The organism is Variovorax sp. J31P179, assembly GCF_030316985.1.
GTDB lineage: Bacteria > Pseudomonadota > Gammaproteobacteria > Burkholderiales > Burkholderiaceae_C > Variovorax > Variovorax ginsengisoli_B.
Genome location: NZ_JASZYL010000002.1, coordinates 502,691 through 515,958 on the forward strand (window position 1 = coordinate 502,691; position 13,268 = coordinate 515,958).

The window sequence follows — 13,268 nt, forward strand, 5'->3', positions numbered from 1 at the left end:
TCCTCGGCCCTCACTCACTTTTCGGGATCCACGCGAATGTCCACTCCCATCCCTGCCACCCTGATCCCCGGCGACGGCATCGGCCCCGAGATCGTGGATGCCACGCTCGCCGTCCTCGACGCCCTGGGCGCGCCTTTCGAATGGGATCGCCAGCTCGGCGGCCTGGCCGGCGTGCAAGCCGCCGGCGACCCATTGCCCGCCGCCACGCTGGCCAGCATCCGTCGCACGCGCCTGGCGCTCAAGGGGCCGCTGGAGACGCCATCCGGCGGCGGCTATCGATCCTCGAACGTGCGCCTGCGCGAAGAGTTCGGGCTCTATGCCAACCTGCGGCCGGCGCGCACCCTGATTCCTGGCGGCCGCTTCGACGACATCGACCTCGTGGTGGTGCGCGAGAACCTGGAGGGCCTCTACATCGGGCACGAGCACTACGTGCCGATCGACGGCGACCCGCATGCGGTCGCCATGGCCACCGGCATCAACACGCGCCAGGGCAGCCGGCGGCTGCTCGAGTTCGCCTTCGAGACCGCGATCGCGACCGGCCGCAAGAAGGTCACGATCGTCCACAAGGCCAACATCATGAAGGCCCTGACCGGCATCTTCCTGGAGACCGGGCTCGAGCTCTACGAACGCAAGTACAAGGGCAAGTTCGAACTCGACACGGTCATCATCGACGCCTGTGCCATGAAGCTGGTGCTGAACCCGTGGCAGTTCGACGTGCTGGTGACGACCAATCTGTTCGGCGACATCCTGTCGGACCTGGTGGCCGGGCTGGTCGGCGGGCTGGGGATGGCGCCGGGCGCCAACATCGGCGCCGACGCGGCGATCTTCGAGGCGGTCCATGGGTCGGCGCCCGATATCGCGGGCAAGGGCATCGCCAATCCGACCGCGCTGATGCTCGCGGCCGCACTGATGCTCGACCACTGCAAGCTGCCCGAACTCGCGGCGCGCCTGCGGCGCGCGATCGACGAGACGCTCAACATCGACAAGGTGCGCACCGGGGACCTCGGCGGCAGCGCGGGGACCGCGGCCTACGCCAAGGCGCTGGTGAGCCGGATTTCGGGCGGGTGAGCGCAAGGGGCCGCCGACAGGATTCGATCCGTGCAACGAGAGAAACTAGCCTGCCAGCAAAAAATAGAATCCGGAGAAGGCCTGTATGGTGCACTCCGGGTGTCCTGGAATCCACATGCTTCTCTCATGAACCTTCCATTCGTCCCTCAGCGTGTAGCCAAGGTCCTCGACCTCGCGGATGAAGCTAGCGCGGTTGTAGACCTGCACCGGCGAGTAGCAGCCATAGCCGATGTTCTGAGCCGTGACGAAGTCGCTTCCTTCATAAATTGGAAGTTTGTTTAGAAGGATGTGAGACGGTCGCGCTCCGGACACCCCGAGCAAGCGACTTATTCGACCTCCGTCCATGTACTGGAGGGTGCCAGACGAGAGCCAGATGCTGGCGCGCCTTCCGGCCTCCTGGACATCGCCAGTGAAACGAAGCGCGGTTTCCTTCTGAGCGGCATATTCCTTGCCGATGGCGATCATTGCCGGCAACTCGGCTACCTCCCATATCAGGTCATCCGGCATTTCGATATAGCGACGATAGGCGTAGTAGTGCACACCATAGGCGCCTCCGATGTCCAGCAACTTTCTGAAGCCATCGCCAAAAGCGTGCTGAAGCCACCACATGGCGGGATAGTCATAGGCAAACACGTGACGGACATGCTCATCGTAGCCTTGGGCCAATGCAGCATGATCGAATCCATCATTCCGGGGCAGCCAGGCACGTGCCGCGTCGAAACTCTCGAAGACGCCAAAATACTTGCAGAATCCTTCCGGAGTGAGGAACTCCCGGGCTTTCAACCGGAGGATTGCCGAGCGAAGCACCGGGGCATTCGGCAGCTGCTGCAACCGTCTCGCCCAATTGAGCATCGTCATCCTCGCCTCCTAGTTCTCAGAGCCTGTACAGCGCGCGTGATCGACACGTGTTGTGGCAGCCGCTTTGCGGTTTCTCCTCAGGGTTTCGTCGGCGCAGGGCCTGAGGCCGTCCATCACCGATCGCAAGGAAGATGGGGACGCAGCTTCGGCGGCGGGTACATGCGCGTCGACGCGTCAGCAACCGATGATCGCTGACGGTTCAGACGCGGTCAGACGCGAGGTGGTTTGTGGGGAACGCTAGGTGACACGGTCGCCAAAGCGCGCAAGGGCTCGGCGAAATCGGCCTGAGGCAGACCGCGAAGAATGGCCGTGCCGAGGGTCGGCGTCATTCCGACCGAATGACACGCGGCGCAATTGCCGCATTTGTGGGGAGGCGCGTCCGAGGAATCGTCGTGCTGCGAGCCCAGGGCATCATGGTGGCCCGAGCTGTCATCGCTGGTCACCTTTGCATGGTGATGCTCAGCGCCTTGTGCGCCTTGATCGTGCCGATTGTGGTCGTGGACGGCTCCCGAGTTCGCGTGCGCCGGCTGAGGCGCGCAAAACGTCATGGCAGCCGCCGCGTAGCCCTGAAAGGGCACTGCGAGCACCACAAACCACAGCAGAAATGCGCGGAGACTGGCCATCGAGAAAATTGTAGGAGCTTGCCTGGCCTTTGCCAACGAATTGCCTGGGACTGGCGGGAGGGGGGATGAGGTGGCGAACAGATTTCTGCAGATGCTGCTTTGCACCCGGAGTTCTTGCTGCTCGTAGATTTAACATAATTAACATTGTGTTATTTTCTGATCTGAGAGCAAGCCGCTTCGCGCACGCGTTACCGCGCGGGTCTCAGAACGTGGCGCCCCTGAGCAAGCTCGCCTTGCCGTCGAAGCTGAGTTCGCACCGATCCTCGAAATCCAGAATCCGGGTCCTCTTGCCTGCAGCCAGGTTGACCAGGTAGTTAACCGCCTCCTTGCGGGTCGGCCAGGTCGTCGCCACGAGTTTGGGTGGCGAACATTCCTCGTCGATGGCCGCGTAGCGGGCGGCCGCGTGGCGGCCGAAACCGACCGGCACCTCGATGCCCGCTTCCTCGCAATAGGCTTGAATCCTGACCTTGTACCTTTCGAACATGGCGGCTCCCCTGAAGGATCTGTCGCCTGATTTTTCTTGTACGCGACGTTACTGAACGTCAGCCAATGCGCTGTCCTGATGCCGGCCTCGCGCACGCCCGCGCAGCTCCGACTCCGGGGGGCGATACCGGGCTGTGCGGGCGGTCGCCTCTCTTGGGCACGTCGAGGTCCTTCGGATGCCAATGATCGGCCAACGCTGACAGGGGTTTCGGCTTTCTCCCTAGGCCGCACGGTCAACGTGCTCGTTCACAGGAGCATTGCCATGAATACACCCCGAAGAGACGCAAGCAACGAAGAGCCGGAGCTCGGCGCCGAAGAGTCGATTCCGCTCGACGGGGAGGACCCGGTGGGCGAGCAGATGATGAAGGAGCTGGGCCGCGATTCCGGCAAGCGCGCCGACGCGAAAGAAGAAGACGATCCGGGGCCTCTGCCCGAGCAGTTTCCGGCCAGTTGATTCGTCCGCCGATCCTCGCCGAGCCCCCGCGGAGCCCGGCCAACCCGCGGCGAAAGCCCGAGCGTCGAGCTCGCCATGAACCCATCGCGCCGCACCCTGCTGCGCCGACATCCGATCTGGATGGGGCTGGCCCTGCTGGTCGCTGCGGCCGTCGTTTTCGTCGCACTCTTCGACTGGAACTGGGTGCGGCCTTCGCTCGAGCGCTACATCTCGAACAAGACCGAGCGTGAGTTCCGGACCTCCGACTTGCATGTGAAGCTCGGCCTGACACCGACCATCCGGATGCGCGACGTCTACTTCGGCAATGCCGCCTGGGCGAAGGACGAGCCGGCCATGGCCCAGGTCGAGATGGTGGAGTTCTCGGTGTCGCTGCGCGACCTGCCCGAGAAGATCCTGGTGCCCCGGGTGGCGCTCACGCGTCCCGACCTGGTCTTCGAACGCCTGCCCGACAACCGCAAGAACTGGATCCTCTCCGATCCCGCCGACACCTCGCCGAGCAAGCTGCGCATCAGCACGCTCTCGGTGGACCACGGCCGGCTGCGCTACATCGACCACGGCGAGCCCTTCGAGCTCGAAGTCCGGGGCACGACCTTCGATCCGGCGGCCCAGGAAAAGGCCAAGGACGCAGACGCGAGGCCGGACAACAACCGCTACACCACGCAATACGACTTCAAGGGCAGCTACCACCACGCCAGCTTCTCGGGCCGTGCACTGACGGGCGACGTGCTGAGCTTCCAGGAGTCCGGTGTGCCCTTCCCGTTGCAAGGCCGGCTCGACGCCGGAACCACGCGCGCGGCGGTCGAGGGCACGATCGCCGACGCCGCAGACATCTCGGGCATCGACGTGCACCTGCGCATCAAAGGCCAGACGCTGGCCAACCTCTATCCGTTCCTGCTGCTCCCGCTGCCGGCATCGCCGCCGTACCGGCTGCAGGGCCACCTGGTGCTCAAGGGCAACCGCTACACGATGGACGACCTGGCCGGCCACATCGGCTCGAGCGACGTCAGCGGCAAGGGCGCCTACGTGGCGCGCAAGCCGCGTCCCCTGCTCACGGCCGACCTCCACAGCAAGCGGCTCAACCTGGCCGACCTGGGCCCGCTGATCGGTGTCCAGACCCAGGAGAGCGGTGGCAAGCCTGCGGTGTCGCAAGCCGAGAGCAGCAGTCGGCCGGTCGCCAAGTCCAAGGAGAAGGCGATCGACCCCGACCACCTGCTGCCGGCGGGCAGCTTCGACGGCAGCCGGTTGCAGAAGATCGACGCCGAGGTCGACCTGGTCGCCACCCAACTCGTCGTGCCCGAGGCCCTGCCGCTGCAAAGTCTCAAGGCCTCGCTGCGCCTGCAGGACGCGCGGCTGAAGATTGATCCGCTTGACTTCGCCTTTGCCGGCGGCACCCTGGCAGCCAAGGTCGCCCTCGACGCCCGCGAGCCGACGATCCGGTCCGACGTGCAGATCGACCTGCAGCGCGTGCGCATCGGCCAATTGTTCCCCGCCATGCCGGCGACCGTGGCCAAGGGTGCGGGCCGGGTCGGCGCCACGCTGCGGCTCAAGGGCACGGGCAATTCGATCGCGGACGCGGCGGCCAAGGCCGACGGGCGGATCGCCGCGACGGTGGTGAACGGCAGGATCTCGAACCTGCTGGATGCCGCGAGCGGGCTCAACGGCGGCAAGGTGCTGGCGCTTCTGCTCGGCGGCGACAAGGACATCGTGATCCGCTGCGGCGGCGTGAATTTCGACGTCGCCGGCGGACGCGGCAAGTCGACCCTCTTCGTGATCGATACCGAGCAGACGCAGGTCTTGGGCAGCGGCAGCTTCGACCTCGCGCACGAGCGCTTCGACCTCACGGTGGCGCCCAAGCCCAAGGAGGTCGGCCTGCTGTCGCTGCGCACGCCGGTGCGGCTGCACGGGTCGTTCAAGCAGCCGGAATTCGAGATCGTGAAGGGCCCGCTGGCCACCCGCCTCGGCGCCGCGCTCGGACTTGCAGCGGTCAACCCGCTGGCGGCACTCGTTCCCCTGGTCGAGACCGGTCCGGGGGAAGAGACGAACTGCGCGAGCGTCGAACGGCAGGTCGCCGGCGCGGCGAAGCAAGCGGCGGGGTCTGTGCCGAGGCGGCAGGGAGGAACGAAGCGTTGAGTCGCGTCACCACTTGCCGTCGGCCGGCCGCTTCGGCGCGGCGGCTGCGCCGAGCAGCCGGACGGCGTCCGGCCGCTTGGCGCGCTCGGCGAAGTCGGCGGCGGTCATGCCCTGTTCGTTCTTCATCGCGACATCGGCGCCTTCGTCGAGCAGCAACTGCACCGCGGCCGCCGAACCGTACATCGCGGCCATCATCAACGGCGTGGTGCCGTTCGGCGACTGGGCATTGATGAAGGCATCCTTGTCGAGCAACTGCTTCATGATCGCGACCTGGCCGCTGGTCGCCGCGTAGTGCAGCGGCGTCCAGCCCGGCTTGTTGATGTCGGCATCGCGCGCGATCAGCTTGGTCACCAGGTCCTGCTGGCCCTTGATGGCCGCCAGCATCAGCGGGCTCTCGTCCTTCGCGTTGCGGGCCTCGACGTTGGTCTTCGGGAAGGCGATCAGCACGTCGATCACCTCCGGCGAGGGCTCGCGCATCGCGATCAGCAAGGCGGTCTGGCCCTTGTCGTCGCGCGTGTTGGGGTCGAAGCCCTTGGCCAGCAGGCGCTTCATGCCGCTGGCGTTGTCGGCCCGGGCGGCCCGGAAGAAATCGTCATAGTCGCTGGCGTGCGCAGCAAAAGATGAAGCAATGACAACGAGATAAATGAATTTTTTAAAGTAATTTGTCATGTCTTGGCCCCGCTGAACAGGGTCTCGAAATTGTCGCTGGTGGCCTTTGCGATCGCCTCGATCGGCAATTGGCGCAGTTGGGCGATCTGCTGCGCGACGAAGGGCACGTAGGACGGATTGTTGGTCTTGCCGCGATAGGGCACGGGCGCCAGGTAGGGGCTGTCGGTCTCGATCAGCATCCGGTCGAGCGGCACGAAGGCCGCCACGTCGCGAAGGTCCTGCGCCTTCTTGAAGGTCAGGATGCCCGAGAACGAAATATAGAAGCCGAGGTCGAGCGCTGCTCGCGCCACCTCGGCGGTCTCGGTGAAGCAATGGAAGACGCCGCCGGCGGCCTGGCCGCCGCCGGTCTCGCCCTCCTCCTTCAGGATGGCCAGCGTGTCGGCCGAGGCTTCACGGGTATGGATGACCAGCGGCTTGCGGGTCTGCTGGGCGGCCCGGATATGGACCCGGAAGCGGTCGCGCTGCCACTCCATGTCGGCGATGCTGCGGCCGCCCTTGCGTTCTTCCATCTGGTAGTAGTCGAGCCCGGTCTCGCCGATGGCGATCACCTTGGGCAGTGCGGCACGCTGCACCAGGCCCTCGACCGTGGGCTCGAGGATGTCTTCGTTGTCGGGATGGACGCCGACGCTGGCCCAGAAATTGTCGTGCCGCTCGGCCAGCGCCTGGACCTCGGGGAACTCCTCCAGCGTGGTGCAGATGCACAGCGCCCGGTCGACCTGGGCGGCTGCCATCGCGGCGCGGATCTGCGGCATCTGGTCCGCGAACTCGGGAAAGGTCAGGTGGCAGTGGGAGTCGGTGAACATCTCGGCAAACGTCGTCGAAACGGCGCGGCCGCCGCGGCAAGCGGCTGCGCGCCCTGGGAGCGGAATTCAGATTGTTTGGGTCGGGCGGTCGGAGGCCAGAGTGGCGCCCAGTGCCTCTTCGATGCGCGCCTTGAGCTGGCGCGACTTGTCGTCGGAAGGAAAACGGATGCCGACCCCGGGCGCCCGGTTGCCGGCGGCGCGGGCCGGCGTGATCCAGGCGACCTTGCCGGCGACCGGATAGCGCTGCGGGTCGTCGGGCAGGGTCAGCAGCACGTAGACGTCGTCGCCCAGCCGGTACTCGCGCGCGGTCGGGATGAAGATCCCGCCTTCGGCGAACAGCGGGATGTACGCCGCGTAGAGCGCGCCCTTTTCCTTGATCGCCAACTGGATGACGCTGGGCCGGACGGGCGCGGAGGGGGTGGGGGCGACAGGTGTGTTCATGGGCGGCGGCGTGCCGAGTTTAGGGTGGTTCGCGCCTCGCTCACAAGCGCTTCGAGCATCAGGCCCGCATTGAACGGGTGTTCTGCGGTTTTTGCCGCACTGGCGAGCGACCGCGACCAGCGAGCCAATGCAGCCCGCGGCGGTGCCGGCGGCAGGTCGGCGGGCTCGAAGAAGCGTGGCAGCGCGCCGCAATCGACCGCCATCAGGTCGTGGCAGAGCTTCTGCAGCGCACCGATGGCCTGGGCCGGCGCATGGTCGGACAGTGCCCCGACCTCGCCGCGCGACATTGCCTTGGGCAGCAGCGACCAGGCCTTGGGCGATTGGCCCTGGCTGGCCAGCCGCAAGGCGTCGCTGGGCCGGCCGCCGGCCGCGCGCAGCAGGCCGGGCGCGTCGGCCGCGGGCACGCCCTGCCCGACCAGCCAGTCCTGCGCCTGGCCGCTGTCGGGCCAAGGCAGCGTGAAGCCCAGGCAACGGCTGCGGATGGTGGGCAGCAGCTGCCAGGCGGCTTCGCTGGCCAGCACGAAACGGACCTCGCCCACCGGCTCCTCGAGCGTCTTGAGCAGGGCGTTGGCCGTGATGTTGTTCATGCGCTCGGCCGGGTAGACCAGCACCGCCTTGCCGCGGCCGCGGGCGCTGGTGCGCTGGGCGAAGCCGATGGCGTCGCGCATCGCCTCGACCCGGATCTCGCGGCTGGGCTTGCGCTTCTTGTCGTCGATGTCGGCCTGCGATTTTTCATCCAGCGGCCAGCCCAGCGCCTGCATCGCGACCTCGGGCATCAGCACGCAGAGGTCGGCGTGGGTGCGCACCTGGATCGCGTGGCAGCTCGGGCAATGGCCGCAGGCGCCCTGCGCCTTGGCTTCCTCGGGCTGCTCGCAGAGCCAGGCGGCCGCCAGCGCCAGCCCGAGCTCGTACTGGCCCAGGCCCGAGGGGCCCTGGAGCAGCCAGGCATGGCCGCGCTGGCGCAGCAGTTCGACCAGCGGCTGGCGCAGCCAGGGCGGGAGCGAATCGGCGGTCATGCGCTGGCTCCCGAATCGGCCGGAACCAGCCCGCGCTGGGCCAGCACGGCCTCGACCTGCTGCCAGACCTGCTCGCGCGAGCGGCTGGCGTCGATGCGGGCGAAGCGCGGGGCCGCCGCGGCGCGCGCCGCGTAGCCGGCCGCCACCCGGCGAAAGAACTCGACCGGTTGCGATTCGAACTTGTCCGGCAGCCGGGCCCCGGCCAAGCGCTCGGCCGCGGTCTCGGGCGGCAGGTCGAACCACAGGGTGATGTCGGGCTGCAGCAGGGCCTGCGGTGCCGCCTGCACCCAGGCTTCGAGCGTCGACAGCACGGCCGGATCGAAACCGCGGCCGGCGCCCTGGTAGGCGAAGGTGGCGTCGGTGAAACGGTCGCAGAGCACCACGTCGCCGCGTGCCAGCGCCGGATCGATCACCCGCACCACGTGGTCGCGGCGGGCGGCGAAGACCAGCAGCGACTCGGTCAGCGGGTCCATCGGCTGTTCGAGGATCATCGTGCGCAGGCTCTCGGCCAGCGGCGTGCCGCCGGGCTCGCGGGTGCGCGTGACCGCGCGGCCCTGGGCCTTGAACAACGCCTCGAGCGCATCGATGTGGCTCGACTTGCCGGCGCCGTCGATGCCCTCGAGGGTCAGGAAAAGCCCTTTCATTGCCCGCTCCGCTGGTTGGGGTCGGTGTTGCCGCCGCGCTGGTAGCGGTTCACTGCCCGGTTGTGGTCGTCCAGCGAACTGCTGAACTGGCTGGTGCCGTCGCCTCGGGAAACGAAATAGAGCGACTTGCTTTGTGCCGGCTGCACCGCCGCCAGCAAGGCCGCCTTGCCGGGCATCGCGATCGGCGTCGGTGGCAGGCCGTTGCGGGTGTAGGTGTTCCACGGCGTGTCTGCCTGGAGATCGCGCTTGCGCAGGTTGCCGTCAAAACGCGTGCCGAGCCCGTAGATCACGGTCGGGTCGGTCTGCAAGGGCATGCCCAGGCGCAGGCGGTTGGTGAAGACGGCGGCGATCTCGGCCCGGTCCTGCGCCTTGCCTGTCTCCTTTTCGACAATGCTGGCCAGAATCAGCGCCTCATCGGGCGTTTTCAGGGGCAGGTCGGAGGCCCGGGCGGCCCAGGCGGCGTCCAGCTTCTTGTCCATGGCGCGCATCGCGCGCTGCAGCAGGGCGATATCGGTCGAGCCCTTGGAGTAGGTGTAGGTGTCGGGAAAGAAGCGCCCTTCGGGATGCACGCCAGGCCGTCCGACCAGCGCCATGATTTCCTCGTCGCTGCGCCCGGCGGTCTCGGGCTTGAGCTGCTCGGCCTTGGCCAGCGCCGCGCGCACCTGGCGGAAGTTCCAGCCTTCGACCAGCACCAGGCTGCGGGTGGCTTCCTCGCCGCGCACAAGGATGTTGAGCAGCAGGCGCGGCGTCACGCCGCGGTCGAGCTCGTAGCTGCCGGCGCGCATCTGGCGGTCCTGGCCGGAGAAGCGAAACCACAGGTAGAGCAATTGCGGCGGCACGTCGACGCCGGCATCGGCCACTGCCTGCGCGATGCCGCGCGGCGTGGTGCCGGGCTCGACGGACAGGTCGACGTTGGGGGCCGGCAGCTTGAGGGGCTGGTTGACCCACCAGAGCCCGGCTGCCCCGGCGCCGAGCACGATCAGGGCAGCCAGCAGGAAAAGTGTGAGGAAGAAGCGACGCACGGGTTCCGGGAAGGGAGGCGGACGGATGACGGTAGCAAGAACGGCTAAGCCCTGTGGGCCGAACGGAACGCAGACGCCCATGATAATTCAGCGATGACCTCTGTCGTTCCGAATGGCGTCACCGCCCTCCCCCACCTCGGCGTGATCCGTGCCGAGGGCCCCGATGCAGCGAGCTTCCTGCATGGCCAGCTGACCCAGGATTTCGTCTTGCTCGATGCCTCCGAGGCGCGGCTGGCGGCGCTTTGCACGGCCAAGGGCCGCGCGATCGCGAGCTTCGTCGGCATCCGGCCCGAACCCGATCGCATCCTGCTGGTCTGCAGCAGCGACATCCTGGCCGCGACGCTCAAGCGCCTGTCGATGTACGTGCTGCGGTCCAAGGCCAAGCTCAGCGACGCCAGCGCCGATTTCTCGCTTTACGGGTTGACCGGCACCGCCCTGGCCGCCAATGGGGTCGATGCCGGGGCGCTCCCGGGGCGCGCCAGCACGGTCGGCGCGGCGCACGTGGTGTCGCTCTACCCGTCCGACGGCGTGCCTCGCGCCCTGTGGATCGCACCGGCCGCCAGCCCCGCGCCCCAGGGCGCCGAACTCGATCCGGCGATCTGGGAATGGAGCGAGGTGCGCAGCGGCATCGTGACCCTGACCAGCCCGGTGGTCGAGGCCTTCGTGCCGCAGATGATCAACTACGAGTCGGTCGGCGGCGTGAACTTCAAGAAGGGCTGCTACCCGGGCCAGGAGATCGTGGCCCGCAGCCAGTTCCGCGGCACCCTGAAGCGCCGGACCTACCTGGTGCAGGCCGACGGCGAGGTGGCGGCCGGCCAGGAAGTCTTCGCTGTCAACGATCCGGCGCAGCCGGTCGGCACCGTAGCGCAGGCCGCGCCGGCGCCGGGTGGCGGCTGGGCGGCCTTGATCTCCATCCAGATCGCGGCGATCGATGCAGGCGGGCTGCATGCGCGGGCGGTCGATGGGCCGGCGCTGACAGTGGAGCCATTGCCCTACCCGCTGCTCGAAGACATCTGAAGTGCCGCGCTACGTCGCCTTTCTTCGTGGCGTCAGTCCGATGAACGCCAAGATGCCGGAGCTCAAGCGCTGCTTCGAAAGCGCAGGCTTCACGGAGGTGAAGACCCTGCTGTCGAGCGGCAACGTGGCGTTCGATGCGCGTGCCGCGGCGCGGACGACGCTCGAACGCAAGGCCGAGGCGGCCATGGAAGCGGCGCTCGGACGGCGCTTTCTCACCATCGTGCGTTCGTCCGACGCCCTGCGCGACCTGCTGGCAGCCGACCCCTGTGCGCCGCACGAACTGCCCGCCGGCGCGAAGCGGGTCGTGACCTTCCTGCGCGAACCGCGAGCCACCCGGCTGGCGCTGCCGATCGAGTTCGAAGCGGCGCGGATTCTGGCGATGGACGAGATGCAGGTGTTCTCGGCTTATGTCCCGGGGCCGCGCGGGCCGGTGTTCATGACGCTGATCGAGAAGACCTTCGGGACGGAGTTGACGACGCGGACTTGGGAGACGGTGAAGAAGTGCGCGGCGGCATGAGCCCGCGAGGCCCGGGATTTTTGTGCAAGCACCGAGAGTCATCGCATAAACTGTTCAGGTTAGCTACTCCCGAAGCAGATCATGATGCAAGTATCGTCGGTGGAGGCTCAGAACCGTTTCGGGCAACTGCTCGACAAGGCCCAGCGCGAGCCGATCATCATTACCCGCCACGGGCGCCCTGCGGCCTATCTGATTTCTCCGCAGGACATGGAAGCGCTTCAACGAGCGCAAGCCGCCCTTCGCGAAGTTCCAAGCAAACCGGAATGGGCCGCCGTCTGCGCGGAGGCATGGAACAGGGTGGACGAGGAACTGGGGTCTTTCGCCGACGAGCATTCCACGCTGTAGGCGAAGACGTGCCGCAGTTCGACATCCATCGCAACAAGGGGCAGGCAGAGCGGCAGCATCCCCTTTGTCGTGGTGGTTCAGTCGGCCCAGTTCGACCGTTACCGCCGTCGTGTCGTGGTCCCACTGGTCCTGCGCACCGCGTTGCCCGCGGGAGCGCAGGTGGCTGGCACCCGCATGAACCCGATCTTCGTGCTCGATGGCTCGGATCTCGTGCTGCATCCGCTGGACACGGTTTCAGTGGCCATCGATGAACTGGGCCCTCGCGTCGGGTCGCTGGCCGCACATGGCCAGCAGATCACTGACGCCATGGACGAGTTGCTGACCCGGTCGTGGGGATGAAGCGCTCGGGAGCGGGATGATCGGATGGGGTCGTCGCGAACGTTGCCGGAGTCCTGAACACCATGCTCACCGCCCTGCGCACCTCGGACAACGAAAAAGTCCTTGCGCGGTCCAGCGCGAAGCCCGACGCGCCGTTCATGTGTCCGGCATGCCGCTGCGAAGTCGTGCTGCACAAGGGCCTGATGCGCATCCCTCACTTCGCCCACAAGGCCCGTGTCGCATGCCGGCTCGGCGCAGGCGAAACCGAAGACCATCTGCTGACCAAGCTGAGCCTCTTCGACGCCTTGCGGAAGGAGGCCAACGTGCAGGACGTGGAGCTCGAAAAGAGCTTCGGGACATCCGTCGCCGATGTCTTCGCGATCATCTCCGGCGTGCCTGTGGCGATAGAGGTTCAGCGCAGCGCGCTGGCGATCGGCGAGATCACCGCCCGGACCGCCGAGTACCACCGGCTCGGCATCGCAGTCCTCTGGATCGGCATCCCGAACGGCGACCTGGGTCTGTCGAGATACAGCCTGGCCGCCTGGGAGCGCTGGTGCCACGCAGCGTATTTCGGACGCGTCTACTACTGGGCGGGTGGGCAGACCTTGCGGCCGATTCACTTTGCGCCGCTGTCGATCCGTGTGGAAGAAAGCACTTGGCGCAAGCATGGTCACGTCCACTCGGCCGGCGGCTACGACAAGCGTTCAAGACGCTGGCGGAAACCTCAGCCCGGCGAGCCGGTCCTGGTGTCGAATGGATTTCGAAGGACCTGTCGACCGGCATGGGCCGGCACCTCGGTGCGAATCCCGGAATGCACGCTCTTCATCGACGCGCAAGCGAAGTGGTGGGAATGAAGCGCG

General features: G+C 67.0%; 17 protein-coding genes. 8 read left to right on the forward strand and 9 right to left on the reverse strand.

Features of this window, described 5'->3' with window-relative positions; translation table 11 throughout:
- Positions 1-36 precede the first annotated feature (36 nt).
- A complete protein-coding gene (locus QTI17_RS06775; protein WP_286531863.1) occupies positions 37-1,068 on the forward strand; it encodes an isocitrate/isopropylmalate dehydrogenase family protein in 1,032 nt (343 codons plus the stop codon).
- 45 nt (positions 1,069-1,113) lie between these two features.
- Here the strand turns inward: QTI17_RS06775 and QTI17_RS06780 are convergent, their stop codons facing one another.
- The 3 genes from QTI17_RS06780 to QTI17_RS06790 all read right to left on the reverse strand — a co-directional run bounded on the left by QTI17_RS06780 (position 1,114) and on the right by QTI17_RS06790 (position 3,033).
- Positions 1,114-1,926 carry a methyltransferase, TIGR04325 family gene (locus QTI17_RS06780; protein WP_286531864.1) on the reverse strand — a complete coding sequence of 271 codons (813 nt, stop codon included), beginning with the start codon at positions 1,924-1,926 and terminating at the stop codon, positions 1,114-1,116.
- 209 nt (positions 1,927-2,135) lie between these two features.
- On the reverse strand, positions 2,136-2,549 hold the full coding sequence (locus QTI17_RS06785; RefSeq protein WP_286531865.1) for a hypothetical protein: 414 nt from the start codon (positions 2,547-2,549) through the stop codon (positions 2,136-2,138).
- 202 nt (positions 2,550-2,751) lie between these two features.
- The gene (locus QTI17_RS06790; protein WP_286531866.1) at positions 2,752-3,033 is read right to left on the reverse strand and encodes a hypothetical protein; all 282 of its coding nucleotides are present in this window, start codon (positions 3,031-3,033) and stop codon (positions 2,752-2,754) included.
- A 261-nt stretch (positions 3,034-3,294) separates the two neighbouring features.
- Here QTI17_RS06790 and QTI17_RS06795 point away from each other — a divergent pair, with 261 nt between their 5' ends.
- Together QTI17_RS06795 and QTI17_RS06800 are read left to right on the forward strand one after the other, a co-directional pair.
- Positions 3,295-3,486 (forward strand): hypothetical protein, encoded by a 192-nt coding sequence (locus QTI17_RS06795; protein WP_286531867.1) that lies wholly within the window; start codon positions 3,295-3,297, stop codon positions 3,484-3,486.
- A 75-nt stretch (positions 3,487-3,561) separates the two neighbouring features.
- Positions 3,562-5,616: an AsmA family protein gene (locus QTI17_RS06800; RefSeq protein ID WP_286531868.1), complete on the forward strand. Its 2,055-nt coding sequence runs from the start codon at positions 3,562-3,564 to the stop codon at positions 5,614-5,616.
- A 6-nt stretch (positions 5,617-5,622) separates the two neighbouring features.
- Here the strand turns inward: QTI17_RS06800 and QTI17_RS06805 are convergent, their stop codons facing one another.
- The 6 genes from QTI17_RS06805 to mltG all read right to left on the reverse strand — a co-directional run bounded on the left by QTI17_RS06805 (position 5,623) and on the right by mltG (position 10,211).
- Positions 5,623-6,285: an ankyrin repeat domain-containing protein gene (locus QTI17_RS06805; RefSeq protein WP_286531869.1), complete on the reverse strand. Its 663-nt coding sequence runs from the start codon at positions 6,283-6,285 to the stop codon at positions 5,623-5,625.
- Positions 6,282-7,088 carry a TatD family hydrolase gene (locus tag QTI17_RS06810; RefSeq protein ID WP_286531870.1) on the reverse strand — a complete coding sequence of 269 codons (807 nt, stop codon included), beginning with the start codon at positions 7,086-7,088 and terminating at the stop codon, positions 6,282-6,284. The genes QTI17_RS06805 and QTI17_RS06810 overlap by 4 nt, the downstream gene beginning before the upstream one ends.
- Positions 7,089-7,154: 66 nt before the next feature.
- Entirely contained in the window at positions 7,155-7,529 is a 375-nt protein-coding gene (locus tag QTI17_RS06815) for a PilZ domain-containing protein (RefSeq protein WP_286528963.1), read from the reverse strand.
- A complete protein-coding gene (locus tag QTI17_RS06820) occupies positions 7,526-8,545 on the reverse strand; it encodes a DNA polymerase III delta subunit-related protein (protein WP_286531871.1) in 1,020 nt (339 codons plus the stop codon). The genes QTI17_RS06815 and QTI17_RS06820 overlap by 4 nt, the downstream gene beginning before the upstream one ends.
- Positions 8,542-9,189, reverse strand: coding sequence for a dTMP kinase (gene tmk / locus QTI17_RS06825; protein ID WP_286531872.1), 648 nt, complete (start codon positions 9,187-9,189; stop codon positions 8,542-8,544). The genes QTI17_RS06820 and tmk overlap by 4 nt, the downstream gene beginning before the upstream one ends.
- Positions 9,186-10,211, reverse strand: a complete 1,026-nt coding sequence (mltG, locus tag QTI17_RS06830; RefSeq protein WP_286528958.1) for an endolytic transglycosylase MltG — start codon at positions 10,209-10,211, stop codon at positions 9,186-9,188. The genes tmk and mltG overlap by 4 nt, the downstream gene beginning before the upstream one ends.
- Before the next feature lie 93 nt (positions 10,212-10,304).
- Here mltG and ygfZ point away from each other — a divergent pair, with 93 nt between their 5' ends.
- From ygfZ to QTI17_RS06855, 5 genes are all read left to right on the forward strand, one after another.
- Positions 10,305-11,228, forward strand: a complete 924-nt coding sequence (ygfZ, locus tag QTI17_RS06835; RefSeq protein ID WP_286531873.1) for a CAF17-like 4Fe-4S cluster assembly/insertion protein YgfZ — start codon at positions 10,305-10,307, stop codon at positions 11,226-11,228.
- Position 11,229: 1 nt separating this feature from the next.
- Positions 11,230-11,745 carry a DUF1697 domain-containing protein gene (locus QTI17_RS06840; RefSeq protein ID WP_286531874.1) on the forward strand — a complete coding sequence of 172 codons (516 nt, stop codon included), beginning with the start codon at positions 11,230-11,232 and terminating at the stop codon, positions 11,743-11,745.
- 81 nt (positions 11,746-11,826) lie between these two features.
- A complete protein-coding gene (locus tag QTI17_RS06845) occupies positions 11,827-12,090 on the forward strand; it encodes a type II toxin-antitoxin system Phd/YefM family antitoxin (protein WP_286531875.1) in 264 nt (87 codons plus the stop codon).
- Between the two features lie 72 nt (positions 12,091-12,162).
- Complete coding sequence (locus tag QTI17_RS06850; protein ID WP_286532159.1) at positions 12,163-12,429, forward strand: CcdB family protein; 267 nt, start codon at positions 12,163-12,165, stop codon at positions 12,427-12,429.
- Positions 12,430-12,491: 62 nt separating this feature from the next.
- Positions 12,492-13,262, forward strand: a complete 771-nt coding sequence (locus QTI17_RS06855; RefSeq protein WP_286531876.1) for a competence protein CoiA — start codon at positions 12,492-12,494, stop codon at positions 13,260-13,262.
- Positions 13,263-13,268: the final 6 nt, after the last annotated feature.